This window comes from Streptomyces sp. NPDC059895, from assembly GCF_042731035.1.
GTDB lineage: Bacteria > Actinomycetota > Actinomycetes > Streptomycetales > Streptomycetaceae > Streptomyces.
Genome location: NZ_JBHWKO010000023.1, coordinates 87,338 through 112,612 on the forward strand (window position 1 = coordinate 87,338; position 25,275 = coordinate 112,612).

The following is a 25,275-nucleotide window of genomic DNA, read 5'->3' on the forward strand; positions in this document are numbered from 1 at the left end:
TACGGCCAGGGGTCGGGCGGCGCGGCAGCGCACCCGCCCCCGTCGAGCGGGATCCTCGGGGCAGTCCGCGCCGGGCGGCGGGGGTCAGATCGGGTGGCCCCGGTTCTTCAGCCATCGGTGGACCGCCTCCTTGTCCGCCGGAGTGATCCGGACGGCAGCGCCGATCCACGGGCCCTCGTCCTCGTTGAAGGCCGTGTCGGTGACGCGGGCGGTCACCCAGTGGGCCAGGTCCTGGGCGCAGTGGTCCGGGAGGGTGCCCCGCTCCCAGCCGGTGCGGGCCTCGCGGGCGGCGGCGGCGTCGTGCCGTTCGGTCTCCGCCAGCCAGGCCTCGACGAGCAGGTCGACTCTCCGGCGCTCCCCGCCGGGGGCCGGCCGGTGCGTGTCCTCGCGGTTCATGCGGGCCGGGTGCCCAGGATGCGCGAGCGGGAGACGTGCGGATCCGTCGTCGCGGTCCGTGTCGACGCGGCGCGGCCGGGTACTCGATGAGCTCGCCGTCACGGCCTCGCCGGACGGTCCGCCGGACGCGGGCCGGGCCACGGGGCCGACAGGAACAGGAACAAGGGGGCAGAGGTGACGCAGCACGCGGACGACCACGCTCACGACCAGCACGCCGGTGTCGCGGAGCTGCGTCTGGCATCCGGTGACCTGGGCCTCGTCCCGCGGCACGACCCCCTCGCCGAGGACCTTCCGCTCGACCGCAACCAGGCGATCCTCCAGGCCGCGAAGCAGGTCGGCGCGATCCTGAAGCGGAAGGGGCACCGGTTCGCCCTCGCGGGGAGCGTCGCGGTGTACGCCCACGGCGGCACCCAGAACCTCCAGCACGACGTCGACTTCTGCTTCCGTCCCGAGGACGCGGGGGACGTCGCCGAGACGCTGCGGGACGCCGGGCTGCCGGTGCACGCGCCGCCGGAGGACTGGCTGCTGAAGGCGAGCTGCCTCGGCCAGCAGGTCGACCTGATCTTCGAGCTGGCGCACCAGCCGGTCACCTCGGAGATGCTGGAGCGGGCCCAGGAGCTGTCGGTGGACTCGGTGTTCATGCCGGTGCTGTCGCCGACCGACCTGGTGCACAGCCTGGTGGCCGCCTTCTCCGAGCACCACTGCGACTTCGGGGCGGTGCTGCCGATCGCCCGTACGCTGCGGGAGCGGGTCGACTGGGACCGGGTGCGCCGGGCCTGCGGGGACGATCCGATGCCCGACGCGTTCTTCTACTTCCTGGAACGGCTGGAGGTCATCCCGCCAAGGCCGAAGGAGGAACAGCGATGAGGCCCCTCGCGGAGCACGCGGGCGGAGCCGGGGGCGCCGGCTCAGGCCCGGGGAACCCCGAGAACGCCGGGAACCCCGAGAACCCCGAATACCGCGTCGCCCACCTGCGCGACCGGCTCGCCGCGGAGGAACTGGGCGAGCTGGGCGTACGCGCCGAGGTGCGGGCCGGGTCGGTCGTGGTGACCGGCACGGTGCCGTCCTCGGAGTGCCGGGAGACACTGCTGCGGACCGTCCACGAGGAACTGGCCGGGCTCGCGGTGCACACCGATGTCGTGGTGGCGGAGACCGCCTCCCCGGACCACGCGGAGGACCTGCCATGATCCGAGTCGCCGCCGTCGGGGACATCCACATGGGACCGGACAGCCAGGGCCTGCTGCGGCCCGCCTTCGACACCCTGCCCGAGTGCGCCGACCTGCTGCTGCTGGCCGGCGACCTCACCCGGCACGGCACACCGGAGGAGGCGCGCGTGGTGGCGCGGGAGGTGCAGGGGCTGCCGGTGCCGGTCGTGGCGGTGCTGGGCAACCACGACCACCACGACGAACAGCCCGAGAAGGTCACCGCCATCCTCCAGGACGCGGACGTGACGGTCCTGGAGGGCGAGGGGACGGTCGTCGAGTGCGAGGGGACACGCGTCGGGATCGCCGGGACGAAGGGGTTCTGCGGCGGGTTCGTCGGGCGCAGCGCCGGGGAGTTCGGCGAGCCGCTGATGAAGGAGTTCGTCCGCACCACCCGGCGCAGCGCGGACGCCCTGCGCACGGCCCTGGAGGACCTGGACCGGGAGGGCTGCGACGTACGGGTCGCACTCACCCACTTCTCCCCCGTCGCCGACACCCTCGCCGGGGAGCCGCTGGAGATCTACCCGTTCCTCGGCAGCTACCTGCTGGCCGAGGCGATCGACACGGCGGGCGCCGACCTCTCCGTGCACGGCCATGCCCACGCGGGCACGGAGCACGGGATGACCGCGGGCGGGGTGCGGGTGCGGAACGTGGCCCAACCGGTCATCCGCCGGGCGTTCAACGTGTACCAGTTGCACGCCGACTGACGCCGGGACGGGCGCCCCCGCGCCGTGAGCGCCGACCGAACGCTCCGGCGCGCCCCTCCGGATGTGAGGGGGGCGCCCGGTTGCGCGGCCCGTGTCCCCGGGGCACGGGCCGCGCCGTGCGCACGCCGGGGCGCTGACACGTTGGGGTGGTGATCGCCCGGGACCTCCCCGCCGACCGGCCGATCCCCCGTATCCAGGGCGCATGGATGATCTCCGTGCCTCTGACGATGCCTCTTCCCTCTCCCGCCGGCGGTTCACCGCCGCGGCCGCTGCCGGTACGGCCGGCGCCGCCGCCCTGACCGCGGTCCCGGGCCCGGCGGCCGCCGCCCCGCAGGCCCCGAGCGCCCCGACGTCGACGGCCGACTGGGCCACCTGTCTCGCGGTCGCCCGGGCGCTGCTGGTGGTCGACGGGCAGGACCGGCCGCTCGTCCCCGGTTATCTCAAGATCCTCGACTCCGGTCTGCCGCGCGCCGGGACGCGGACCGCGAAGAAGGTGCTCGTGGTGGGCGCGGGGCCGGCCGGGCTGCTGGCGGCCTGGCTGCTGAAGCGGGCCGGGCACCATGTGACGCTCGTGGAGGCCAACGGCAACCGCGTCGGCGGCCGGATCAAGACCTTCCGCACCGGCGGGCACGAGCGGGCGCCGCGGGCGTTCGCCGACCCCCTTCAGTACGCGGAGGCGGGGGCCATGCGGATCCCCGGCAGCCACCCGCTGGTGATGGCGCTGATCGACAGGCTCGGGGTGGAGCGCCGCCGCTTCCACCTCGTGGACGTCGACGCCGGGGGCAAGCCGGTCAACAACGCCTGGCTGCACGTCAACGGCGTCCGCGTGCGCCGCTCCGCGTACGCCGCGTCGCCGCGCCGGGTCAACCGGTCCTTCGGGGTGCCCCGGAAGTACTGGGACACCCCCTCCTCGGCCATCCTGCGCGCGGCCCTGGACCCGGTCCGCGACGAGTTCAGCACCGTCGGCGCCGACGGCAAGCGCGTCGACAAGCCGATGCCGGAGCGCGTACAGGGCTGGGCCCGGGTCGTGCAGCGGTACGGGGACTGGTCGATGTACCGGTTCCTGACCGAGGCGGCCGGTCTCGACGAGCGGACGATCGATCTCGTCGGCACCCTGGAGAACCTGACCTCGCGGCTGCCGCTCTCCTTCATCCACAGCTTCATCAGCGCCTCGCTGATCAGCCCGGACACCGAGTTCTGGGAGCTGGTCGGCGGCACCGCCACGCTCCCGGACGCGCTGCTGCGGGAGGTCTCCGACGTGCTGCGGCTCGACCGGCGCGCGACCCGCGTCGAGTACTGGGCGCCGGACGGGCGCGGCACCGACGGCACCGCGCACGTGCGCGCGGACGGCCCGCACGTGTGGATCGACACCGTCTCCGAGGGCCGCGACGGCAAGGTCGTGCGCGAGCAGTTCACGGGGGACGCCGCCATCGTCACCGTGCCGTTCTCCGGGCTGCGTCAGGTGCAGGTCAGGCCGCTGATGTCGTACAAGAAGCGGCGGGCCGTGGCCGAGCTGCACTACGACAGCGCGACCAAGGTGCTGCTGGAGTTCGGCCGCCGCTGGTGGGAGTTCACGGAGGCCGACTGGAAGCGGGAACTGGACGCCGTGCGCGCCGGGCTGTACGACGACTACCGGGCGGGCCGGGTGCCCGACGACGGGAGCCTGCTGGGCGCCCACCCGTCCGTGCCGCGCGGCCACATCAGTCCGGCGCAGCGCGTGCACTACGCCGCGCACCGGTGGGTGACCCGCGACGAGCCCGAGGCGGCGCACATCGTCGGCGGGGGCTCGGTGTCCGACAACTCCAACCGGTTCATGATCAACCCGTCGCACCCGGTCCAGGGCAGCGCGGGCGGTGTCGTGCTGGCCTCCTACAGCTGGGCCGACGACGCCTCCCGCTGGGACTCCCTCGACGACGACGCGCGCTACCCGCACGCCCTGCGCGGTCTCCAGCAGGTGTACGGCCGGCGCGTCGAGGTCTTCTACACGGGCGCCGGCCGCACCCAGAGCTGGCTGCGCGACCCGTACGCCTACGGGGAGGCGTCCGTACTGCTGCCCGGCCAGCACACGGAACTCCTGGCGGCGATCCGCACGCCTGAGGGGCCGCTGCACTTCGCCGGCGACCACACGTCGGTGAAGCCGTCGTGGATCGAGGGCGCGCTGGAGTCGGCGGTGCGGGCCGCGCTGGAGGTGCACCGGGCCTGACCCCGCCCGCGCGCGGCCGGGCGGGGAACGCGCGAGCCGCGCGGACGCCGGGACCGGCGGGAACGCCGGAGCCGCGCGGACGCCGGGACCGGCGGGAACGCCGGAGCCGCGCGGACGCCGGTACAGGGGAGTGCGTCCGCGCGGCGGTCCCGGGGGGGCCGGTCAGCTCGTCGCGCGGACGGCCTGGCGGATGAGGTCCGCGACCTCCTTGGGCCGGGACACGGCGACGGCGTGCGAGGCGCCGTCGATCTCGACGACGGTCGCCCCGGCCCGCCGGGCGCCAAAGCGCTCGACCTCGGGGTTGATCGCGTTGTCCCCGCCGGCGATCAGCGCCCAGGAGGGCTTCGTCCTCCAGGCGGCCGCGGTGGCGGTCTCCTCGAACGCGCCGGCGGCCAGCGGGCGCTGGGTGGCGGCGAGGACCTTGGTGACCTCGGCCGGCACGTCGGCGGCGAACACCGACGGGAAGGCGTCCTCGGTGATGGTGACCTCGACGGCCGGCTCGCCGCCCGGCACCGGGTACGTCCACTGCTTGAGGTTGCTGACCAGCGGCGACAGCGGGAAGCGGCCCTGGAGTTCGCCCAGGCTCTCGCCCTCCTCCAGCGCGTAGGCGGCGACGTAGACGAGACCGACGACGTTCTCCGTGACACCGGCGACGGTGATCAGGGCGCCGCCGTAGGAGTGGCCGACGAGGACGACGGGGCCGTCGATCTGCGCGGCGACCGAGGCGACGTACGCAGCGTCGGAGGCGAGCCCGCGCAGCGGGTTGGCCGGGGCGATCACGGGGATGCCGTGGCTCTGGAGCTCGGCGACGACGCCGGACCAACTGGCCGCGTCGGCGAACGCTCCGTGGACGAGGAGGACGGTGGGCGTGGTGGTGGTCATGGTGGTGCGTGCCCCTCGGGTCAGGCGGAGTGCAGGGCGCCGCGCAGGGTGGCGACGGCCTGGTTGATGGCGGCCTCTGCGGCGTGCGTCGACCGCAGGGCGTTGAGCATGACGAAGTCGTGGATGACGCCCTGGTAGCGGACGGCGGTGACGGGGACGCCGGCCGTGCGGAGCTTGTTGGCGTAGGCCTCGCCCTCGTCGCGCAGGACGTCCGCCTCGGCGGTGATGACCAGGGCCGGGGGCAGTCCGGTGAGCTGCTCGGTGGTGGCGCGCAGCGGGGAGGCGGTGATCTGGGCGCGCTCGGACTCGTCGGTGGTGTACTGGTCCCAGAACCACTGCATGCCGTCGCGGCGCAGGAAGTAGCCGGTGGCGAACTGGTGGTAGGAGCCGGTGTCGAAGGCGGCGTCGGTGACCGGGTAGAAGAGGACCTGCTGCGCGATCGGGATGCCGCCGCGCTCCTTGGCCATGAGGGTCAGCGCGGCCGCCATGTTGCCGCCGACGGAGTCGCCGGCGACGGCGAGGCGGGAGGCATCCAGGCCCTTCTCCGCGCCCTCCTCGACGACCCACCGCGCGACCGCGTAGTTCTGCTCGATGGCGACCGGGTAGCGGGCCTCGGGCGAGAGGTCGTACTCGGGGAAGACCACGGCCGCCGAGGCGCCGACGGCGAGTTCGCGGACGAGGCGGTCGTGGGTGTGGGCGTTGCCGAACACCCAGCCGGCGCCGTGGATGTAGACGATCACCGGCAGGGTGCCGGTGGCGCCGGCGGGCTTGACGATGCGGGCGCGGACACTGCCCGTGGGTCCGCCGGAGACGGTGATCCACTCCTCGTCGACGGCCGGCTTGTCGATCTCGCCGGACTGGACCTCGTCGACGGCCTTGCGCCCCTCCGCCGGCGGCAGGTCGAACAGGTACGGCGGGTTGGCGGTCGCCTCGGCGAACGCGGCGGCCTCGGGCTCCAGTACCGGTCGGACCGGTTCGACGACGTCGGACATGGGCGTCTCCTGCTGTTGGCGGTGTGCTGTCCTGCCCCGGCACGCTATGTCGCCCGGGCGGCCGGAAATGGTCCGCGCGTGCACCGGCACTGTCCTCACAGCGCACGGCGGGGCGGTGCGCTGGAGGCCCGGCGCAGTGGTCCGGGGAACGGCCGGGCGCCGTCGTGCCGGTTCGGCCTGTCGGCGCGGGGGGACGGGAAGCGGCGTGGGCCCGGGGATCGCGGGAGCGGTGTCCGGCGTCGTCGACGCCGTGTCCGGTGACGGCGGCGTCGTCGACGCCGTGTCCGGTGACGGCGGCGGCGTCGACGTCGTGTCCGGTGACGGCGGCGGCGTCGACGTCGTGTCCGGTGACGGCGGCGGCGTCGACGTCGTGTCCGGTGACGGCGGCAGGATGTCACACCGTGCCGGCGCGGGGCCGGCGCGGTGGCTCAGTACCGCCCGGCGGTGTCCCGCCCGGCGGTGTCCCGCCCGGCGGTGTCCCGCCCGGCGGTGTCCCGCCACTCGCGCGGGGACATGCCGTAGGCGGCGCGGAAGACCCGGCTGAAGTGGGTGGCGCTGGTGAAGCCCCAGCGGCCCGCCACGGCCGCTATGGTCCGGCCGCCCCGGCCGTGGCGCACCAGGTCCCGCCGGCACTCCTCCAGGCGGCGGCGCAGGATCCAGCTGCCGACCGTGGTGCCCTCGTCCTGGAACAGTCTGTGCAGGTAGCGCACGGAGATGTGGTGGGCGCGGGCGAGGGCCTCCGGGGACAGGTCCGGCTCGGTCAGATGGAGTTCGACGTACTCCAGGATCCGGACCAGCACCGGTGACTGCCCGTCCGGGGTGCGCGGCGCGTGCGCCTCCAGCTGTTCGGCGGCCAGGGTGGCGAGCAGGTTCACGGCGTTCCGGGCGAGCATCTCGCCGACGTGCGGCCGGGCCGCGGAGGCGGTGCGGGCGAGGTCGGACAGCAGCGGCGACAACAGCGTGCCGAGCCGGGACGCCCGGGCGACCGGTGTCCGCGCGATCCGCCGCGCGTCGGCGGGCGTCAGGGCGAGCAGCTCGGCGGGGACCAGGAACACCGTCGCCCGGAACCGCTCGGGGAAGTCGAGTGCCGCCGGGTGGCGGGCGTCGTAGAAGCAGAGGTCGCCCGGTGCGAGGGGCAGGGTGAGCGGGTCGGGGTCGGGGGCTGCCGAGCCGCCCCGCACGCCGACGAAGAGGTACTCCCCGCCCTCGGTGGCGCGCAGCCGGTGCGCGGGGTGCGGCGAGCGCTCCCCCGGCAGCGGGCCGGGGCCGCGCTCGCCGGTCGTGATCTCGACGCCCGGGGGCGTCCGGCGGACCCGCGTGTCGATGATGCTGGTGGTGGACATCCGCCGTTGCCTCCGGAGCGACTGTCGGTCTCGTCGCCCGGACCGTAGGCAGGACAGAGTGCAAAAAGAGTGACATCGCGAAGAGACCCGCAGGTCGGAGCCCTGTCCACGCCTCACGAGGCGGCCTCGGCGCCCTCCTCCTCCGCGCGCTCCGCCGCGAACACCCGCAGCAGGTCGTGCAGCCCGTAGTGGCCCGGTGCGTGCTCGGTGACCAGGTGGGCGTCGGCGAGCTCGGCGAGCAGCAGGCGGGCGCGGCGTACCGGCAGGCCGGTGAGCGCCGCGGCGCCCGCCGGGGTGAGGCCGGGGCCCCGGTGGCGGGGCAGGAGGCGGAACAGGCGGGCGCTGTCCGGCGGGAGCAGCCGGTAGGAGCCGAGGAAGGCGGTGCGCGGGTCGGACGCGAGGCCGGGGGCGGTGAGGGCGTCGAGGATCCGCCGGGGGTCGCGGAGTTCGGCGGAGAGGGCCGCGAGGGGCACGTCGGGGCGGGCGGCGGCGTGTGCGGCGACGGCGGTCAGGGCCAGCGGCAGCCCGCCGCAGCGGGCGACGATCTCGTCGGCGGCGCCCGCTTCGGCGGCCTGCCGGCCGGCTCCGACGCGCAGCGCCAGCGCCTCGCGGGCGTCCTCGGCGGGCAACGGGTCCAGGCGCAGCGGGCGGGCACCCGACGCGATCAGGCCGGGCAGGGCGTGCCGGCTGGTGACCAGCGCCAGGCAGCCCGGTGCCGCGGGCAGCAGCGGACGCAGCTGCTCCGTGCCGGCGGCGTCGTCGAGGAGCACGAGGACGCGGCGGCCGGCCAGCAGGGTGCGGTACCGGCCGGTCAGGGCGGCCAGGCCGTCCGGCAGGCGCGGGGCGGGGACGCCCAGCGCCGCGAGCATGCCGCGCAGCGCCTCCTCGGGCCGCACGGCGGGCCGGCCCGGGGTGAACCCGTCCAGCGCGACGTGGAGCAGGCCGTCCGGGAAGCGGTGGGCGGCGCGGCGCGCCCAGCGCACGGCGAGCGCCGTCTTGCCGATGCCCGCCGTCCCGCCGATCAGCACGGCCGTCGGCGCCCCTCCTCCGTCCTCGGCCGGTCCCGTGTGGGCCGTCAGCCACTCCAGCTCGGCCCGGCGGCCGGCGAAGGCGACGGGGTCGGGGGGCAGCTGGGCGGGGCGGGCGGCGGGGGCGGGCGCCCCGGGGGCGGGGCCGAGCCGCAGGACCGGCACCGCCCGTCCGACGTCCACGGCCGGCCCGGACCGCAGCCTGCCCACCTCCTGGCGCAGCACCCGCGTGTGCGCCGCCGCCAGTTCGGCGCCGGGCGCGATGCCGAGTTCCGCCGACAGCCGCCTGCGGACGTCCTCGTACGCCGTCAGCGCCTCCGCCTGGAGACCGCAGGCCGCCAGCGACAGGACCAGCCGGGCGTGCAGCGACTCGTCGAGCGGGTCGAGTACGGCGGCCCTGCGCAGGGCGGGCAGGACGTGCTCGGCGCGGCCGCACAGCAGGGCGGCGTCGGCCGCGAGCCCGGCCGTGTGCAGGAGTTCGCGCTCCACGGCCGTGAACTGGACGTGCTCGCGCGCGGACGCCGGTATGCCCATCGCCACCGGGCCGCGCCACTGGCCGAGCGCCTCGGTGAAGCGGCCGGCCGCCGTCTCGGGCCGTCCGGTGGCCGCGGCCCGCTTGCCCTGCCGGGTCAGTTCGCGGAAGCGCAGCAGGTCGACCTCGTCCGGGTCCGCCGCCAGGAGGTAGCCGCCGGGGTGGCGCCGCAGCCGTCCGCCGGGGGCGCGGGGCGGCAGCTGAGGTTCCAGCAGCCGGCGCAGCGCACCGGCGTACCGGCGCACCACGTTCAGTGCGCTGGCGGGCGGGCGTTCGGCCCACAGCACGTCGAGGATCTCGCTCGTCGGCACGGGCCGGCCGGTGTGGGCCAGCAGCAGGGCCAGAAGGGCGCGCTGCTGGGGGAACCCCAGGTCGAGCTCGTGTCCGTCCCGCCACGCCCGTACGGGCCCCAGCACCTCGAACCGCACCCGCCGACCATCTCCTTCCGTCCCCGGCACCCGGTGCCATCCTAGGAACGCGTCCGGCGCGGGGCGGGGGCGGGGCGGTGGGGCGCGGGCCGGCGGTCAGCAGGCGCCGGCGCGGCCGGTCGTTCCGGTCAGACGGGCCTCGATCCGTTCGGCGTCGGGGTGGCCGAGGGCCTTGAGCAGGGCGAGCGCCTCCTCCCAGGCGGCGCGGGCGCCGTCCCGGTCGCCCATGGCCTGGTGGGTGTCGCCGACGCGGCCGAGGATGTCGGCCTCGACGTAGGGCACGCCGAGGTCGCGCATGAGGGCGAGGGCGTTGCGGTAGCCGAGCAGGGCGTGCGGGTGGCGGCCCAGGCAGTGGTGGGCGTAGGCGATGCTGTCCCAGGTGGCGGCCTGTCCGTAGCGGTCACCGAGCTCCTGGAGCATGGGCAGGGCTTCCGAGCAGTGGGTGAGGGCCCGCTCGTACGCGCCGAGCAGGGCGTGGTACCAGCCGACGGAGTTCAGGACGGCGGCCTGCGCGGCCCGGTCGCCGAGGGCGCGGAACAGGCCGAGGGCGAGCTGGTTGTGGCGCAGGGCGCCGGGGAGGTCGCCGCGCTGTTCGCTCTCCCAGCCGAGGCTGCGGTGGGTGTGGGCGCGGCCGGTGTCGTCGCCCAGCGCGGTGAAGAGCTCCAGGGCGTGTTCCAGGCGCGGGACGGAGTCCTCGTGCAGTCCGAGGCGGCCCTCGATGCGGGCGAGCGCGCGCAGCCCGCGGGCCAGGAGGGCGGGGTCGTCGAGGCGCCGGGCGGCGTCGAGGGCGGTGCGCTGGACGGCGAGTCCGTCGTGCCAGTGGCCGCGCCGGTCGAAGAACGGCTCCAGCGACCAGGCCAGCCGGCAGGCGAGCCGTTCGTGTCCGCGGGCGGCGGCCGCCTCGACGACGGCGAGCAGCACCGTGTGCTCCGCGGTGAGCCAGTCCAGGGCCCGGCCGACGTCGGCGAGCGGCTCGGGGTGGACGCCGTCCGGGGCGGGCGGCGGGGGCAGCGGGTCGGAGTTGGGGGCGAGCAGCCGGTCCGCGGCGTGGGCGGTGTGCAGGTAGTGGTGGTGGAGCCGGTGGAGGGCCGCGGTTCGCTCGTCCTCGGTGTGCCGCTCGTCGAGCAGTTCGGCGGCGTGGGCGCGCAGCAGGTCGTGGAAGGCGTGGCGGCCGGGGCTGTGCTCGGTGACGAGGTGCAGGGCGGTCAGCTCGGCCAGCAGGGGCCGGGTCCGGCGCACCGGCAGGCCGGCCAGCGCGGCCGCCGCCGGCAGGGAGAAGTCGGGGCCGGGGTGCAGGGCGAGCAGCCGGAACAGGCGGGCGGCCTGCTCCGACACCTCCCGCGAGGACCAGGAGAACACCGTGCTCACGTCGACGGAGGCGTCGGAGCGGGCGAAGGCGTCGAGGCTGCCGTGGGCCTCGCGCAGTTCGGCGGCGATGGCGGCGAGCGGGAAGTGGGGGTGGGCGGCGGCGCGGGCGGCGACACAGGCGAGGGCGAGGGGCAGCCCGGCGCACAGGGCGCCGATCTCGTCGGCGGCGCGCGGCTCGGCCTCGACCCGGCCCGCGCCGAGGCGGCGGACGAGGAGGGCCCGCGCCTGGGCGGCGCCGAACGGCCGCAGCGTCAGCGCGTGGACGCCGGCGGCGGACACCAGTGCGGACAGTCCGTCGCGGCTGGTGACGAGGGCGAGGCAGCCGGGCGAGCCGGGCAGCAGCGGTCGTACGTGGTCGCTGTCGCGGGCGTTGTCCAGGACGACGAGGACCCGCCGTCCGGCCAGCGTGCTGCGGTAGAGCGCGGCCTGCGCGGCCAGGCCGTGGGGCACGCGTTCCGGCGGCACCCCGAGGGCGTCCAGGAACCCGCGGACGGCCTCCCCCGGCTCCACGGCCGCGCCGGACGGGTCGAAGCCGCGCAGGTTGACGTAGAGCTGTCCGTCGGGGAAGCGGTGGGCGATCCGGTGGGCGCAGTGGACGGCGAGGGTGGTCTTGCCGACGCCGGCCATGCCGCCGATGGCGCTGATCACGACGGTGTCCGGGCCCGGACCGTCCAGGCCGGGCAGGGCGATCAGCTCGTCCAGTTCGGTGTCGCGGCCGGTGAACGCCGTTATGTCGTGCGGCAGCTGGGCCGGGGCGGGGAAGGAGGCGGCCGGGGCGGCGGGGGCGCCCGCCCCGGCGGCCGGGGTGGACGGCGGCACCGTCTCCCGCTCCTGCCGCCGTACCGCCTCCCGCGCCTCCCGCAGCTCCGGCCCCGGGTCGATCCCCAGGTCGTCGGCGAGCCGTCGGCGTACGGCGTCGTAGGCGTCCAGCGCCTCGGGGCGGCGGCCCGCGGCCGCGAGGGTGAGGATCAGGCCGGCTTGCAGGGGTTCGTCCAGCGGATGCTCGGCGGCGGCGAGGCGCAGCCGGGGCAGGACCGCGTCCGGCGCGCCCGCGCGCAGGGCCGCTTCGGCCGCCTCGCGCAGGGCCGCGAGCCGCTCCCTCTCGGTGGCGCCGAACGCCGGGTGGGCGCGGGCGTGCGCGGGGATCCCGGCGGCGACCGGACCGTGCCACAGCGCGAGCGCCTCGGTGAGCAGGTCCAGTGCCCGCGCGGGTGACTCCCGCACGCTGTGCCGTCCGGCCTCCCGCAGCGCGCGGAAGGCCAGCAGGTCCAGGGAGTCACGGTCCGTCACCAGGCGGTATCCGCCCGCGTCCCGCACCAGCCACCGGCCCTCGGCGCGCGGGGCGAGCGAGGGCTCCAGCAGCCGGCGCAGCGTCCCGACGTGCCGGCGGACCACGTTGACCGCGCTGCGCGGCGGTTCGGCCCCCCACAGCACGTCGACGATCTCGTCCACGGCGACCGGCTGTCCCGCCCTGACCAGCAGCAGCCCCAGGAAGGCCCGCTCCTGGGGGCCGCCGGGCTCCAGTTCGGCGCTCCCCCGCCACACCCGCACGGGCCCCAGGACCGCGAACCGCACGGACTCCGGGCGCGCGTCGTCCCCGCGTAGGTTCCGTTCGTGCCTCACGCGATCCGACTGTACGACAGGAAGATCACCGAGAGTCACCCAGGGGAACGGGGGGACGGGGGACGGGGATCCGAGGTGCGCCGGAGGACACGGGTGCACCGGAGGACATCGGTGCATCGAAGGACATCGGTGCACCGGGCCGGGAGGAGGCCCCGGAGGGGCTCATCCCTCCTGCGCGCGTCGCAGGGCGTCCACGAGCGCCCGGTGGATCTCGTCGGGCAGCCAGCGGCAGTGGGCCCCCTGGACCACGTACTCCGCGACCTCGCGCAGCTTGGTGTTGGTGTGCTGGGAGATCTCCTTGAGGACCTCCCAGCCCTGCTCGGGGCGGAGGTGGCCGACGGCGACGACCACGCCGATCGCCTGGTCGACGACGGCATGGGAGACGACGGCGTGCCTCAGCTGGCCGATCTCCTCCTCGAGGACCCCGATCCGCTCGTTGAGCTCCTCCTCCGTGGCCATGGCGAGCCGCCTCCCCTCCTCGTCCGGTCTCCGTGCGGGCGATCCACGACGATCACACCGTGCCACGCCGTTCCATCCTGCCCCTGCCGGGACCGCCTCGTCCGCCCCCGGAACGAACGGCATCACCGGGTCCGTCCGGAAAACGAATGCGGTCCCCGATGCCGGGCAGGCGAGGAGGGCGGACGGCCGGCGCCCCGTGCCCCCCGCCGCGGGCGGGCGGCCCGGCCGCCGGACCTCACGCCCTGCGCGGCGCAGGGCACCACGGACACCGGACGGGGCCGAGATGAGCACACTGTTCTTCGACAGCGACGACCTGGGGCTGACCGAGGACTTCCTCAGCCGGGCCTACGCGCGCATGCACATCGGCAGCAGCGCCCCGGGGACCGGGCGGGCCCGGATCACCCGGACCGGCATCCCGTCGGTGACCGTGGACGAGCTCGACCTGGACTTCGAGATGAGCTACTCGGTCACGCCCCTGGGCCGGATCTGCCTGTGCCTCGTCCACGACGGGACCATCCGGGACCACGCCGTCGACGGCGGCGCCGAGGACGCCTTCGGCCCGGGGGACGTGGTGTCGTTCGCGCCGCCGGAGCTGCCGTACTCGGGCCGCGTCTGCAACGCCCGCTACAACATCACGATGCTGGATCCCGGCCTGCTCACGCAGGTCGCCGCCGGCGCGCCCGGACACCGGGCCGAACCGGTGCGGCTGACCGGCCACCGGCCGCACTCCCCGGCCGCGGCCCGGCACCTCGCCCGTTCCATCGGCTACCTGCGCGACCACATCCTGTCCGACCCCGAGCTCGCCGGCCAGCCGCTGATCACCTCGACGGCCGCGCAGCACCTGGCGGCGGGAGTGCTGGCCGCCTTCCCCAACACGGCGCTCACCGACCCCACCCCGGCCGACCGCAACGACGCGCACCCCGCCACCCTGCGCCGCGCGCTCGCCTACCTGGACGACCACGCCGACGAGCCCCTCACCGTCGCCGACATCGCCGCGGCCGCCCATGTCACCGTACGGGCCCTGCAGTACGCCTTCCGCCGCCATCTGGACACCACGCCCCTGGCCCATCTGCGCCGGGTGCGCCTGTCCCGCGCCCACGCCGACCTGCTGGCGGCGGACCCGGCGGACGGCACCACGGTCACCGCCGTCGCGGCCCGCTGGGGCTTCTTCCACCCGGGCCGCTTCGCCACCCTGTACCGCGGCGCCTACGGACGTTCGCCGCGCCGCACCCTCAGCGAATGAAGCGGATAAGCGGGCCCCCGCGGGGCGTCACGAGCCCGCGGGGGCCGGGGCCGCGCCGCCCGCTCACTCCAGGCGGCGCTGGTCCTCCTCGCTCCACGCCCGGGTGTCGCGCGGCGGTACGTACGGCTCCTCGTCCTTCGGCAGCCCGCCCGCCACGGCACGCTGGCGGGCCATCTCCGCGTCGAACTCCAGACCGAGCAGGATCGCGATGTTGCTGATCCACAGCCACACCAGGAAGACGATCACACCGGCGAGCGTGCCGTAGGTCTTGTTGTACGAGGCGAAGTTCGCCACGTAGAACGCGAAGCCGGCGGAGGCGACCAGCCAGATCAGCAGTGCCAGCACGCTGCCCGGGGTGATCCAGCGGAAGCCGCGCCCCTTCACGTTCGGCGTCGCCCAGTACAGCAGCGCGATCATCATGGTGACCAGGACCACCAGCACCGGCCACTTCGCGATCGACCAGACCGTCAGCGCGGTGTCCCCGATGCCGAGCGCCTCGCCGGCCCGGCGGGCCAGGCCCCCGGTGAACACCACGATCAGGGCGCTGATCACCGCCAGTACGAGCAGCACCACCGTGACGCCGACCCGCACCGGCAGCACCTTCCACACGGGACGGCCCTCCGGCATGTCGTACACGGCGTTGGCGCTGCGGATGAACGCGGCGACGTAGCCGGAGGCCGACCACACCGCGAGGACGATACCGACGAGCGCCATGATCGAGCCGACGCCGCCGCGGCCCTGGAGCTGCTGCACCGCGTCGCTGATGATGTCGCGTGCCGAGCCCGGCGCCAGTGTCCGCACGTTCTCCAGGACCTGGTCCGTGGCGGATCGGCCGGCGACGCCCAACAGGGACACCAGCACGAGCAGCGCCGGGAACAGCGACAGCACTCCGTAGTACGTCAGGGCGGCCGCGCGGTCGGTGAGCTCGTCGTCCTGGAACTCGCGCACCGTGCCCTTCAGCACCGCCAGCCAGGAACGTCTCGGCAACTGGGTGGGCTCGTCGGGTGCCCGTCGCTCCACCTGCTCGTCCGGGCCCGGCGTCAGTCGGGGTTTCGATGTCCGTGCCATGGGACCGGAGTAACCCGCACGGCCCGTCGCATGCGTCGGCCGGGCCGCGGGACCGTGGATCACGCGCGTCCGCCGAGAGCGCGTCCGCCGACATTCCGTCGTCGGCGGCGCAGGTCGGGGCGGGTTCGGGGTATCCGCATCTCCGGAGACGGCCACGGAGCGGGAGGGAGCGGGAATGGTCAGGCGATCCGGCTGCCGGAGTTCCCGGCGTCGTCGTGTATCAGCGTCGCCGCCGCGTCGCAGAAGGCCTCCAGCCCCTCCAGCAGCGCGACCCGCCGGGCGGCGGGCATCACCGCCAGCACCGCCTGCACCTGCTGCTCCCGGCGCACGCGCAGATCCGCGAGGAAGGCCCGCCCCCGGCCGCTGAGACACAGCCGCACCTCGCGCCGGTCGGCCGGGCTCACCGCCCGTTCGACGAGCCCGGAGGCCTGCAACCGGTCGCAGAGCCGGCTGGTCGACGGCGGGGTCGAGGCGAGCGAGTCGGCGAGGGTGCGCAGATTGATGCCCTCGTGGTGCTCGAGGATCAGCAGCACGCGCAACTGGGACGCGGAGGCGGGGGCGGTCGAGGCCCTGCCCCACAGGACTTCCAGCAGCTCCGCGGCCGTCGCGGTGACCCGTGCGACCTCTTCGGGCTCCGGGCGATGGCGGAAGGCAGTCACGGTCCACACTCTCGCAGGCACTGGGTCGACCGCCAGCGTACTAGGGACCGCGTGAGCGGGCCTCGTCGCGCGCCCGGGGAGGGGGCGGCGGCACGGCGGGCGCGGCCGCACCGAGGGCCCCGTGCGCGCACGGGGCCGCCAAGGATTCGACGGATTCGACGAAAGGTTGATGTTGTGACCACCGTGAACGCACTGGCGACCGCCGAGCGCGCGCTGCGGACGGCGGCCCCCCACGAGGTGCTCGACGCGGTCCGCGGCGTACTGCTCCGTCAGTACGCGGCGGACTCCGTCGAGCTGTACCTCGCCGACTACGGTCTGACGGTGCTGCAACCGGTGTCCGAGCTGCCGCACACCGCGGAACCGGTGTCCGTGCACGACGGCCCGGCCGGCCGGGCGTTCGGCTCGCAGGAGCCGTTCGTGGAGGCCGTCCGGGACGGGCGGGTGCGGGCGCACCTGCCGGTCTCCGTGCGCGGCGACCGGCTCGGCGTGCTGACGGTGACCCTGCCGCGGCCGGCCGACGACGTGCTGGCCGAGCTCACGGAGATCGCCCGGGCGCTGGGGCACGAGCTGATCGTGGCCGAGCGGGACACCGACCTCTATCTCCAGGCGAGACGCAAGGACCGGCTCACCCTGGCCGCCGAGATGCAGTGGCACCTGCTCCCGGGCCGGTCGTGCAGCCGCCCCGAGTTCGATCTGGGCGCGCAACTGGAGCCCGCCTACGCGGTCTTCGGCGACAACTACGACTGGTCCGTGACGGCCGACCGCCTGATGCTGTACGTCACCAACGGTATGGGCGAGGGCACGGAGGCCTCCCTGCTGACCGGCCTGGCCATCACCGCGCTGCGCAACGCCCGGCGGGCCGGCCTGTCCCTCGCGGACCAGGCGGCCCTCGCCGACCAGGCCGTGCACGCCCACTACCGGGGCCGCTGCTACCTGTCGGTCCTCATGGTCGACCTCGACCTCACGACGGGACGCGCCCGGGTGGTGGACGCCGGTTCGCCGCGCATGCTGAGGCTGCGCGGGGGCAGCGTGGAACGGATCCCCCTCGACGCCCAGTTGCCGCTCGGCATGTTCGAGGAGACCGACTACGTGGAGCAGGAGGTCCGGGCCGAGCCCGGCGACCGCCTAGTCTTCGTCAGCGACGGCGTGCACGCGGTCGCCTCCCCCGGCGGAGAGACGTACGGCGACGCCCCCCTCGCCCGGGCGATCCAGGCCACCCGCCTGCTGCCGGCGGCCGAGGTACCGCACGCCGTCCTGCGCGAACTCACCCGCCACCGCGGCGAACGGACTCCGGAGGACGACGCCTTGGTGGTCTGCCTGGACTGGCGGGGCCGCTGATCCGGGAGGGCGGGGGCCCGGAGGCCCGGAGGCCCGGAGGCCCCGCCGGGCGGGCGTATGCGGTCGGTGGCGTGCGCGGTCGGGCGGCGTACCCGGGGCGGGCGTACGGCGATTCGGGCGGCGCGCCCGGGGCGGGTGTGCGCCGGGGCGTGAGCCGTCGCCCGCCGTTCGCGCGCCCCCGTTGCCGCTTGTCACCGCCCCGGTCCGCGCACTACTGTCACCACGCCTTGGTGAACGGGAAATCCGGTGTGATGCCGGTGCGGCCCTCGCCACTGTGATCGGGAAGTCCGGCTCCGGCCCTCGCGGGCAGCCACTGGGTCCTCGGACCCGGGAAGGCGGAGCACGGGCGGTGGTACCCGTCAGCCAGGAGACCGGCCAAGGCGCGTCAACCATCCACGAGGTGCTGGAGAGGGTCTGCTGAGCCATGCACATAGCCGAGGGTTTCCTTCCTCCGGCGCACGCGGTCGCCTGGGGCGTCGCGTCGGCGCCGTTCGTCGTCCACGGAGTCCGCGCACTGAGCCGTGAGGTGCGGGAGCACCCGGAGAGCACTCTCCTCCTCGGCGCCTCCGGAGCCTTCACGTTCGTCCTGTCCGCTCTCAAGCTGCCCTCGGTGACCGGCAGTTGTTCGCACCCCACCGGGACCGGCCTGGGCGCCATCCTCTTCCGGCCGCCGGTCATGACGGTGCTGGGCACCATCACCCTGCTCTTCCAGGCGCTGCTGCTCGCGCACGGCGGGCTGACCACGCTCGGCGCCAACGCCTTCTCGATGGCGATCGTCGGTCCCTGGGCCGGCTACGGCACGTACCGGCTGCTGCGGCGGCTCGCCGTACCGCTGATGGTCACGGTGTTCTCCGGCGCGTTCGTCGCCGACCTGTCCACGTACTGCGTCACCAGCGTGCAGCTGGCGCTGGCGTTCCCCGACCCGGGCAGCGGGTTCCTGGGCGCGCTCGGCAAGTTCGGCTCCATCTTCGCCGTCACGCAGATCCCGCTCGCGGTCAGCGAGGGTCTGCTCACCGTCCTCGTGATGCGCCTGCTGGTGCAGTCCAGCAAGGGCGAACTGACCCGGCTCGGCGTGCTCGTCACCGGGCGGCGGACGGAGCAGCCGACCGGGACGGAGGCGGTGGCCCGGTGAGCCGCAACACGAGGATCAACGCCCTGCTGCTGCTCGTGGTGGTCGCCCTCGCGGTGCTGCCGCTGGCCCTGGGCCTGGGCGACGGCAAGAAGGAGCCGTTCGCGGGCTCCGACGCCGAGGCGGAGACGGCGATCACCGAGATCGAGCCGGACTACGAACCGTGGTTCTCCCCGCTGTACGAGCCGCCGTCCGGTGAGATCGAGTCGGCGCTGTTCGCCGTCCAGGCGGCGCTGGGCGCGGGCGTCCTCGCCTACTACTTCGGCCTGCGCCGGGGCCGGCGGCAGGGCGAACTGCGGGCGAGGGCCCTGCCGGACGCCCCGGAGACCGCGCACCGGACGGCCCCGGACGACGGCCCGGACGGCGCGGAGCGTGCGGAGGGGACCGCGACGGCGGACGGTGCCCCCGGCACCGGGAAGTCCGCGCGGGGACGGGCCTGAGACTTCGTGCTGCCGATCGACGCGGCGGCGCACAGCAGCCGCTGGCGCCGCCGTCACCCCGTGGACAAGGCCGTACTCGGACTCGGGCTGACCCTGCTCGCGATCTCCCTGCCGCCCTGGCCGGGCGCGGCCCTGGTGCTGGTGACGGCGCTCGCCCTGCTGCTGGGCCCGGCGGGGGTGCCGGCCCGCCGGCTGTGGCGCGCCTACCGGGTGCCGCTGGGCTTCTGCGTCACCGGTGCCCTGCCCTTGCTGGTGCGGGTGGGCGGGCCCGGCGCCTTCGTGGGCCTGGCCGACGGCGGGCCCACGCGGGCCGGGGAGCTGATGCTGCGCACCTCGGCCGCCTCCCTCGGCGTGCTGCTGTTCGCGTTCACCACCCCCGTGTCAGACCTGCTGCCGCGGCTGGTGCGGGCCGGCGTGCCCGCGCCGGTCGTGGACGTCGCCCTGGTCACGTACCGCATGAGTTTCCTGCTGCTGGACTCCGTGCGGCGGATCCGGGAGGCCCAGGCGGCCCGGCTCGGGCACACCTCGCGGGCCGCCGAGTGGCGCTCCCTCGCGGGGCTCGGCGCCACCGCCTTCGTGCGGGCCTTCGACCGGGCGGCGCGGCTCCAGACCGGGCTCGCCGGGCGCGGCTACGACGGCACCCTGCGCGTCCTGGTGCCCGAGGCCCGCGTCTCCGTCCGCTTCACGGCCGCGAGCTGCGCGCTCCTCGCAGCGGTGGCCGCCCTCACCCTCGTCGTCGTGGAAGGGCCCCTGTCTTGACTTCCTCCCCCGCCTGAAGGCGGGGGATTCCAGCGGTCGCCCGCTGGGGTTCCTGCTTCATCGACGACCGCCCCGTCCGGGAGGACTCCCGTTGAGGTCTTACACCGCCTCCACAGGCAGACGCCGCCAGCCCGGCGGCCAGGATGTTGCGTGCCGCGTTCACGTCGCGGTCATGCACCGCGCCGCAGGCGCACGTCCACTCGCGGACGTTCCACGGCAGCTTCTCGCGGACCGTGCCGCAGGTTCCGCACAGCTTGGAGCTGGGGAACCAGCGGTCGACCACGACGAGTTCGCGCCCGTACCAGGCGCACTTGTACTCCAGCATGGAGCGGAGTTCCGTCCACGACGCGTCGGAGACGGCGCGCGCGAGCTTGCCGTTCTTCAGCAGGTTGCGGACGGTGAGGTCCTCGATCACGACCGTTTGGTTCTCACGGACGAGTCGAGTCGACAGCTTGTGGAGGAAGTCGCGGCGCCGGTCGGTGATCCGGGCGTGGACGCGGGCGGCCTTGCGGCGGGCTTTCTCCCGGTTCGCCGAGCCCTTCGCCTTGCGCGACAGCTCCCGCTGAGCCTTCGCGAGACGGGCGCGGTCACGGCGCTCGTGCTTGGGGTTGGTGACCTTCTCCCCGGTGGACAGGGTCACGAGGGAGGTGATCCCGGCGTCGATGCCGACGGCCGCCGTGGTGGCGGGCGCGGGGGTGATGGTGTCCTCGCACAGCAGGGACACGAACCAGCGGCCCGCACGGTCGCGGGACACGGTCACCGTCGTCGGCTCCGCCCCTTCGGGAAGGGGACGGGACCAGCGGATGTCCAGGGGCTCCGCCGTCTTCGCCAGCGTGAGCTGCCCGTCACGCCACTTGAAGGCGCTGCGGGTGTACTCGGCCGACGCGCGGGACTTCTTCCGCGACTTGTACCGCGGGTACTTCGACCGCTTGGCGAAGAAGTTCCCGAACGCCGTCTGGAGATGGCGAAGCGCCTGCTGGAGCGGGACGGAGGACACCTCGTTGAGGAAGGCCAGTTCCTCGGTCTTCTTCCACTTCGTCAGCGCGGCGGACGACTGCACGTAGGAGACACGACGCTGCTCGCCGTACCAAGCCCGCGTGCGCTCCTCCAGCGCCTTGTTGTAGACGAGGCGGACGCAGCCGAACGTGCGGGACAGCTCAGCCGCCTGCTCGTCCGTGGGATGAAAGCGGTACTTGAAAGCCCGCTTGACCTGCTGCTTCACGCCTCACGCTCTATCAGTTTCCGTGTGAGCAGGGTGTCGGCCGGTGGTCGCAGACGCCGAATCGCCCTAGCTCTATTGCTCTGTCGTGCTCCGCAGGAGCTTCGTTTCCTCCCCGGCCTGAAGGCCGGAGTATCCACGAAGGAGTTCTGATGAGCGAGCCGGTGGCCCTGCGGGGCGTCTCCTTCGCGTACGAGGACGGCCCGGCCGTGCTCGACGGCCTCGACTTCGCGGTCCGCGAGGGCCGCGCGCTCGCCCTGCTCGGCCGCAACGGCAGCGGCAAGACGACCCTGATGCGGCTGCTCAGCGGCGGACTGCGGCCGCGCGCCGGGACGGTGACGGTCGACGGGCGGCCGGTGGTGTACGACCGCAAGGGGCTGACCGGGCTGCGGACGACCGTCCAGCTGGTGGTGCAGGACCCGGACGACCAGCTGTTCGCCGCGTCCGTCGCGCAGGACGTGTCGTTCGGGCCGCTGAACCTCGGGCTGCCCGACGCCGAGGTACGGGCCCGGGTGGCGGAGGCGCTCGCCGCCCTGGACATCACCGCCCTCGCCGACCGGCCCACCCATCTGCTCTCCTACGGGCAGCGCAAGCGGACGGCGATCGCGGGCGCCGTCGCGATGCGGCCGCGCGTGCTCGTCCTCGACGAGCCGACCGCGGGACTCGACCCGGACGGCCAGGAGCGCCTCCTGGCCACGCTCGACGCCCTGCGCGCCACCGGCACCACGGTCGTGATGGCCACCCACGACGTCGACCTGGCCCTGCGCTGGGCCGACGACGCGGCCCTCCTCACCCCCTCCGGCGTCCACACCGGGCCCGCCGCCCCGACCCTGGCCCGCGCCGACCTGCTCGGCGCGGCGGGGCTGCGGCTGCCCTGGGGCGTCGCCGCGGCCCGGCTGCTGCGGGCGCAGGGCGCGTTGGCCGAGGGCGAGGCCGGCCCGCGCAGCCCGGAGGAACTGGCTGCCCTGGCGGCGGCCGTCGCGTCCCCCCTGCCGGCCGACGGCTGAGGCGGGCCCGTCCGGTTCCCGGCGGTGGCCGCCCTCGTCGGGCACGACGGCGCGCACGGCACCGGGCTCGCGGGACCCGTCGGCGTCCCGCGCCGCCGGGCCGCCGCGCGGACGGGGTGTCGACGCGCCGCCCGGTGGAACCCGGTGGGTCGGAAGGACACCCCCCGACGCCCGGGAGGCCGTGTGCACCGCGATCCCGACGCCCTCCACCGCCGCGTCCACCAGGAGGTGACGGAGCGGGCGGACGCCCTCTGGGGCGTCGCGTCGGCACTGCACGCCGACCCCGAGTACGCCTTCGCCGAGCGGCGGGCCTGCGCGCTGCTGACGGGTGAGCTGCGCCGGGCCGGGTTCGAGGTGCGGCAGGACGTGGCGGGCCTGCCGACCGCGTTCACCGCGCGCCACGGCCGGGGGCGGCCCGCGGTGGCACTGCTGCTGGAGTACGACGCCCTGCCCGGCCTCGGCCACGCGTGCGGGCACAACCTGATCGCCGCCGCCGGCCTGGGCGCGGCGATCGCCGCCCGCGCCGCGCTGGGGCCGGACGCCGGGTCGGTGCTGGCGGTGGGCAGCCCGGCCGAGGAGGGCGGCGGGGGCAAGGTGCTGGAGGTGGAGGCGGGCGTCTTCGACGACGTCGACGCCGCGCTCATGTTCCATCCGGGGGTGTACGACTGGGTCCGGGCGCCGCTGACGGCGCAGGAGCAGTACCGGGTCGGCTTCCACGGCCGCGCCGCCCACCCGACGGGCAACCCCACGGAGGGCGTCGACGCGCTCGCCGCCCTCGTCGAGCTGTTCAACGTGCTGGCCGCGCTCGGCCGGCGGCTGCCCGAGGCCTCGCACGTCCAGGGCATCGTCACGCACGGCGGCAAGGCCACCAACATCGTGCCGGAGTACGCCGAGGGGCTGTTCGGGCTGCGCGCCGCCACCACGGAGGCCCTGGACGACCTCGCCGGGCGGGTGCGGTCCGCCGCCGAGGGCGTGGCGCTCGCCACCGGCACCACGTGCGTCGTCGAGCGTGCCACCGTGCGCTACGAGCACTTCCGCGACAGCGGGGCGCTGTCGGGGCGGTTCGCGGCGCACCTGCGCCGGGCCGGGATCACCGTGACGCCGCCGGTGCCGGGGGTGTACCTCGGCTCGTCGGACATCGGGAACGTCAGCGGGCGGGTGCCGGCCATCCACCCCTTCGTCGCGATCATGAGCGAGGACGGCTCCGACCACACACCCGAGTTCGCCGCCGCCGCGGCCTCCGACCGGGCCCGGCGCGTCCTCCTGGCGGCCACGGAGGCCCTGGCGTGCACGGCGGTGGACGTCCTGTGCGACGCCGACCTGCGGGCCGAGGCGTGGCGCGGGCACGCCCACGGGACGGCCGCCGGCACCGCCCCGCGCTGAGCGGGCACCGCCCCGACACCCGCCCGGGGTCCGCCCACCCGCCCGTGGTCCCGCCGACCCTCCCGGACCCTCCCGGGCAACGTCCCGCCGGTCATGGCCGTGTGCCCGTCTCCAGGCGGGCCGTCGTGCGCGTCAGGGAGACGGTGAACGGGTGGCGCGGGTCGGTCAGGACGCGGTGGGCGGGTCCCTGTTCGACCAGTTCGCCCGCGTCGAGGACGGCGACGTGGTCGGTCAGGCGGGCGGTGTCCAGGTCGTGGGTGACGAGGACCAGGGACAGGTCCTCGCGCTCGCGCAGCAGACCGGTGAGGACGTCCAGGATGCCGCGCCGGGTGACGGTGTCGAGCCCGGAGGTGATCTCGTCGCAGATCAGGACGCGGGGCCGGGCGAGCAGGGCCCGGGCGAGGGCCGCGCGCTGGAGTTCGCCGCCGGAGAGCCGGGCCGGCCGGCGGTGGGGCAGGCCGGGCGGGAGACCGAGACGGTTCAGGGTGGTCAGGGCCTCCTCGCGGGCGGCCGCCGGGTCCGTGCCGCGCAGGCGTACCGCGGTGCGGGCGACCTGGTCGAGGACGCGCCGGTGTTCGTCGAAGGCGGCGCGCACGTCCTGGAACACGTACTGCACGGCGGCGAGCTGGGCGCGGGTGCGGTGGCGCAGGCTGCGCGGCAGCGGGGTGCCGTCGAGGAGGATCTCGCCGTCGTGGTCGCGGTGGAGGCCGGCCAGGCAGCGCGCCAGGGTGGTCTTGCCGCTGCCCGAGCGGCCGACGACGGCCAGCGAGGTGCCGGGGTGGAGGGTGAGTTCCGGCGCGCGCAGCGCCACGGCACCGTGGTGGCGGGCGGTGAGGTCGCGCACCCGCAGAGCGGGCGGCCGGCCGGTGTCCGGGACGGGCCGGGCGCCGGCGGGCGGGCGCCGGGCGTCGAGGAGTTCCCGGGTCCACGGGTGGCGGGGAGCGGGCCACAGCCGTTCGGGCGGGCCCGACTCCACCACGCGTCCCGCCCGCAGGACGAGGACGTCGTCGGCGAGGGCGCGGACCACGTCGAGGTCGTGGCTGAGCAGGACGACCGCGATGCCGCGGGCGGCCAGAGCCGCGAGCTGGTCGACGACGCCGCTCTTGGTCAGGGCGTCCTGGCCGGTGGTGGGTTCGTCGGCGACGACGACGCGCGCCCCCAGCAGGAGCGCCTGGGCCAGGACGAGGCGTTGCTGCTGACCGCCGGAGAGCTGGTGCGGGTGCCGCCGCACCAGCGTCTCGCCGTCGGGGAGCTGGGCGTCGGCGAGGGCGCGCAGGACGAGCGCGCGGGCCGCGGCGCGGCGCTGCCCGCGCGGCAGGTGGCGTACCCGGAGGCGGGCCAGGTCGTTCAGGAGCGCGCCGGCGCGGCGGGCGGGGTTGAGGACGGCGGCGGGGTGCTGGGGCACGTGGCCGACCGGGCCGTCGCAGGTCAGGCGTACCTCCCCGGTGACGCGGGCGCCGGGCGGGAACTCCCCCAGCAGCGCCAGGCCCGTCGTGGTCTTGCCGCTGCCGGAGGCGCCGACCAGGGCGGTCACCCTGCCGGGCAGCACCCGCAGGCGCACGCCGTCGACGATCGCGCGGCCGTCGACCTCCACCCGCAGGTCGCGCAGTTCGGCGAGCGGGTTGTTGCCGAGGCTCATGGACGGGGTCCCCCCTTCTTCGGTGTCCTCTCCAACACGGCGTCGAAGAGCAGGTTGGTGCCGGTCGTCAGCGCGACGATCAGCAGGGCGGGCACCACCACGGCCCAGGGCTGCACCCACAGGCCGGTGCGGTTGCGGTCGACCATGACCGCCCAGTCGGCGGCGTCCGGTGCGACCCCGACCCCGAGGAACGCCGCCGTGGACACCAGGTACAGCACGCCGGTCAGC

Annotated in this window: 23 protein-coding genes and 1 riboswitch; of the genes, 11 read left to right on the forward strand and 12 right to left on the reverse strand. The window is 75.4% G+C overall.

Annotated features, from left to right (window positions below):
- Positions 1-84: 84 nt before the first annotated feature.
- Entirely contained in the window at positions 85-396 is a 312-nt protein-coding gene (locus ACFV9M_RS24930) for a hypothetical protein (protein ID WP_385069178.1), read from the reverse strand.
- A gap of 174 nt (positions 397-570) precedes the next feature.
- Between ACFV9M_RS24930 and ACFV9M_RS24935 the strand changes: the two genes are divergently transcribed.
- The 4 genes from ACFV9M_RS24935 to ACFV9M_RS24950 all read left to right on the forward strand — a co-directional run bounded on the left by ACFV9M_RS24935 (position 571) and on the right by ACFV9M_RS24950 (position 4,508).
- A complete protein-coding gene (locus ACFV9M_RS24935) occupies positions 571-1,263 on the forward strand; it encodes a nucleotidyltransferase domain-containing protein (protein ID WP_385069177.1) in 693 nt (230 codons plus the stop codon).
- The gene (locus tag ACFV9M_RS24940) at positions 1,260-1,583 is read left to right on the forward strand and encodes a BON domain-containing protein (RefSeq protein ID WP_385069176.1); all 324 of its coding nucleotides are present in this window, start codon (positions 1,260-1,262) and stop codon (positions 1,581-1,583) included. Before ACFV9M_RS24935 ends, ACFV9M_RS24940 begins: the two co-directional genes overlap by 4 nt.
- A complete protein-coding gene (locus ACFV9M_RS24945) occupies positions 1,580-2,305 on the forward strand; it encodes a metallophosphoesterase (RefSeq protein ID WP_385069174.1) in 726 nt (241 codons plus the stop codon). Before ACFV9M_RS24940 ends, ACFV9M_RS24945 begins: the two co-directional genes overlap by 4 nt.
- 202 nt (positions 2,306-2,507) lie before the next feature.
- Entirely contained in the window at positions 2,508-4,508 is a 2,001-nt protein-coding gene (locus ACFV9M_RS24950) for a flavin monoamine oxidase family protein (RefSeq protein ID WP_385069172.1), read from the forward strand.
- Between the two features lie 162 nt (positions 4,509-4,670).
- On the opposite strand, the gene ACFV9M_RS24955 is transcribed toward ACFV9M_RS24950, so the two are convergent.
- The 6 genes from ACFV9M_RS24955 to ACFV9M_RS24980 all read right to left on the reverse strand — a co-directional run bounded on the left by ACFV9M_RS24955 (position 4,671) and on the right by ACFV9M_RS24980 (position 13,163).
- Positions 4,671-5,390, reverse strand: coding sequence for an alpha/beta fold hydrolase (locus tag ACFV9M_RS24955; protein ID WP_385069170.1), 720 nt, complete (start codon positions 5,388-5,390; stop codon positions 4,671-4,673).
- A 20-nt stretch (positions 5,391-5,410) separates the two neighbouring features.
- A complete protein-coding gene (locus tag ACFV9M_RS24960; RefSeq protein WP_385069168.1) occupies positions 5,411-6,382 on the reverse strand; it encodes an alpha/beta hydrolase in 972 nt (323 codons plus the stop codon).
- Positions 6,383-6,810: 428 nt separating this feature from the next.
- The gene (locus ACFV9M_RS24965; protein ID WP_385069166.1) at positions 6,811-7,725 is read right to left on the reverse strand and encodes a helix-turn-helix domain-containing protein; all 915 of its coding nucleotides are present in this window, start codon (positions 7,723-7,725) and stop codon (positions 6,811-6,813) included.
- 113 nt (positions 7,726-7,838) lie between these two features.
- Positions 7,839-9,713, reverse strand: a complete 1,875-nt coding sequence (locus ACFV9M_RS24970) for a BTAD domain-containing putative transcriptional regulator (RefSeq protein WP_385069164.1) — start codon at positions 9,711-9,713, stop codon at positions 7,839-7,841.
- 96 nt (positions 9,714-9,809) lie between these two features.
- Positions 9,810-12,704, reverse strand: coding sequence for a BTAD domain-containing putative transcriptional regulator (locus ACFV9M_RS24975; protein WP_385069163.1), 2,895 nt, complete (start codon positions 12,702-12,704; stop codon positions 9,810-9,812).
- A 162-nt stretch (positions 12,705-12,866) separates the two neighbouring features.
- Complete coding sequence (locus tag ACFV9M_RS24980) at positions 12,867-13,163, reverse strand: ANTAR domain-containing protein (RefSeq protein ID WP_385069161.1); 297 nt, start codon at positions 13,161-13,163, stop codon at positions 12,867-12,869.
- Positions 13,164-13,446: 283 nt separating this feature from the next.
- On the opposite strand from ACFV9M_RS24980, the gene ACFV9M_RS24985 reads away from it, so the two are divergent.
- On the forward strand, positions 13,447-14,406 hold the full coding sequence (locus ACFV9M_RS24985) for a helix-turn-helix transcriptional regulator (protein WP_385069159.1): 960 nt from the start codon (positions 13,447-13,449) through the stop codon (positions 14,404-14,406).
- A 63-nt stretch (positions 14,407-14,469) separates the two neighbouring features.
- On the opposite strand, the gene ACFV9M_RS24990 is transcribed toward ACFV9M_RS24985, so the two are convergent.
- Together ACFV9M_RS24990 and ACFV9M_RS24995 are read right to left on the reverse strand one after the other, a co-directional pair.
- Positions 14,470-15,474: a YihY/virulence factor BrkB family protein gene (locus ACFV9M_RS24990; protein WP_385069157.1), complete on the reverse strand. Its 1,005-nt coding sequence runs from the start codon at positions 15,472-15,474 to the stop codon at positions 14,470-14,472.
- A gap of 179 nt (positions 15,475-15,653) precedes the next feature.
- Positions 15,654-16,142 (reverse strand): MarR family winged helix-turn-helix transcriptional regulator, encoded by a 489-nt coding sequence (locus ACFV9M_RS24995; RefSeq protein WP_385069249.1) that lies wholly within the window; start codon positions 16,140-16,142, stop codon positions 15,654-15,656.
- Between the two features lie 165 nt (positions 16,143-16,307).
- Between ACFV9M_RS24995 and ACFV9M_RS25000 the strand changes: the two genes are divergently transcribed.
- The 4 genes from ACFV9M_RS25000 (at position 16,308) to cbiQ (ending at position 19,799) form a co-directional block, all read left to right on the forward strand.
- Positions 16,308-17,471 carry a PP2C family protein-serine/threonine phosphatase gene (locus ACFV9M_RS25000; RefSeq protein WP_385069156.1) on the forward strand — a complete coding sequence of 388 codons (1,164 nt, stop codon included), beginning with the start codon at positions 16,308-16,310 and terminating at the stop codon, positions 17,469-17,471.
- A 211-nt stretch (positions 17,472-17,682) separates the two neighbouring features.
- Positions 17,683-17,866: riboswitch (cobalamin riboswitch) on the forward strand.
- A 29-nt stretch (positions 17,867-17,895) separates the two neighbouring features.
- A complete protein-coding gene (locus ACFV9M_RS25005) occupies positions 17,896-18,603 on the forward strand; it encodes an energy-coupling factor ABC transporter permease (RefSeq protein WP_385069154.1) in 708 nt (235 codons plus the stop codon).
- Positions 18,600-19,040 (forward strand): energy-coupling factor ABC transporter substrate-binding protein, encoded by a 441-nt coding sequence (locus ACFV9M_RS25010; RefSeq protein ID WP_385069152.1) that lies wholly within the window; start codon positions 18,600-18,602, stop codon positions 19,038-19,040. Before ACFV9M_RS25005 ends, ACFV9M_RS25010 begins: the two co-directional genes overlap by 4 nt.
- Positions 19,041-19,046: 6 nt before the next feature.
- A complete protein-coding gene (cbiQ, locus tag ACFV9M_RS25015; RefSeq protein ID WP_385069150.1) occupies positions 19,047-19,799 on the forward strand; it encodes a cobalt ECF transporter T component CbiQ in 753 nt (250 codons plus the stop codon).
- Here the strand turns inward: cbiQ and ACFV9M_RS25020 are convergent.
- Complete coding sequence (locus tag ACFV9M_RS25020; protein WP_385069149.1) at positions 19,765-21,021, reverse strand: RNA-guided endonuclease InsQ/TnpB family protein; 1,257 nt, start codon at positions 21,019-21,021, stop codon at positions 19,765-19,767. The two genes, cbiQ and ACFV9M_RS25020, sit on opposite strands and share 35 nt — an antisense overlap.
- A gap of 149 nt (positions 21,022-21,170) precedes the next feature.
- On the opposite strand from ACFV9M_RS25020, the gene ACFV9M_RS25025 reads away from it, so the two are divergent.
- Together ACFV9M_RS25025 and ACFV9M_RS25030 are read left to right on the forward strand one after the other, a co-directional pair.
- Entirely contained in the window at positions 21,171-22,025 is an 855-nt protein-coding gene (locus ACFV9M_RS25025; RefSeq protein ID WP_385069147.1) for an energy-coupling factor ABC transporter ATP-binding protein, read from the forward strand.
- A 183-nt stretch (positions 22,026-22,208) separates the two neighbouring features.
- Positions 22,209-23,408 carry an amidohydrolase gene (locus tag ACFV9M_RS25030; RefSeq protein WP_385069145.1) on the forward strand — a complete coding sequence of 400 codons (1,200 nt, stop codon included), beginning with the start codon at positions 22,209-22,211 and terminating at the stop codon, positions 23,406-23,408.
- A 91-nt stretch (positions 23,409-23,499) separates the two neighbouring features.
- Here ACFV9M_RS25030 and ACFV9M_RS25035 read toward each other — a convergent pair whose 3' ends face one another.
- On the reverse strand, positions 23,500-25,047 hold the full coding sequence (locus ACFV9M_RS25035; RefSeq protein WP_385069247.1) for an ABC transporter ATP-binding protein: 1,548 nt from the start codon (positions 25,045-25,047) through the stop codon (positions 23,500-23,502).
- Positions 25,044-25,265, reverse strand: a complete 222-nt coding sequence (locus ACFV9M_RS25040) for a hypothetical protein (protein ID WP_385069255.1) — start codon at positions 25,263-25,265, stop codon at positions 25,044-25,046. Before ACFV9M_RS25040 ends, ACFV9M_RS25035 begins: the two co-directional genes overlap by 4 nt.
- Positions 25,266-25,275 lie beyond the last annotated feature (10 nt).

What these genes read in the sequence shown, in the direction of transcription:
- ACFV9M_RS25035 (WP_385069247.1), bottom strand. Translation starts at nt 25,047, where the DNA reads ATGAGCCTCGGCAACAACCCGCTCGCCGAACTGCGCGACCTGCGGGTG.
- ACFV9M_RS24950 (WP_385069172.1), top strand. Translation starts at nt 2,508, where the DNA reads ATGGATGATCTCCGTGCCTCTGACGATGCCTCTTCCCTCTCCCGCCGG.
- ACFV9M_RS24985 (WP_385069159.1), top strand. Translation starts at nt 13,447, where the DNA reads ATGAGCACACTGTTCTTCGACAGCGACGACCTGGGGCTGACCGAGGAC.
- ACFV9M_RS24980 (WP_385069161.1), bottom strand. Translation starts at nt 13,163, where the DNA reads ATGGCCACGGAGGAGGAGCTCAACGAGCGGATCGGGGTCCTCGAGGAG.
- ACFV9M_RS24945 (WP_385069174.1), top strand. Translation starts at nt 1,580, where the DNA reads ATGATCCGAGTCGCCGCCGTCGGGGACATCCACATGGGACCGGACAGC.
- ACFV9M_RS25005 (WP_385069154.1), top strand. Translation starts at nt 17,896, where the DNA reads ATGCACATAGCCGAGGGTTTCCTTCCTCCGGCGCACGCGGTCGCCTGG.
- ACFV9M_RS24940 (WP_385069176.1), top strand. Translation starts at nt 1,260, where the DNA reads ATGAGGCCCCTCGCGGAGCACGCGGGCGGAGCCGGGGGCGCCGGCTCA.
- ACFV9M_RS24955 (WP_385069170.1), bottom strand. Translation starts at nt 5,390, where the DNA reads ATGACCACCACCACGCCCACCGTCCTCCTCGTCCACGGAGCGTTCGCC.
- ACFV9M_RS25025 (WP_385069147.1), top strand. Translation starts at nt 21,171, where the DNA reads ATGAGCGAGCCGGTGGCCCTGCGGGGCGTCTCCTTCGCGTACGAGGAC.
- ACFV9M_RS24960 (WP_385069168.1), bottom strand. Translation starts at nt 6,382, where the DNA reads ATGTCCGACGTCGTCGAACCGGTCCGACCGGTACTGGAGCCCGAGGCC.
- ACFV9M_RS24965 (WP_385069166.1), bottom strand. Translation starts at nt 7,725, where the DNA reads ATGTCCACCACCAGCATCATCGACACGCGGGTCCGCCGGACGCCCCCG.
- ACFV9M_RS24990 (WP_385069157.1), bottom strand. Translation starts at nt 15,474, where the DNA reads ATGGCACGGACATCGAAACCCCGACTGACGCCGGGCCCGGACGAGCAG.
- ACFV9M_RS24930 (WP_385069178.1), bottom strand. Translation starts at nt 396, where the DNA reads ATGAACCGCGAGGACACGCACCGGCCGGCCCCCGGCGGGGAGCGCCGG.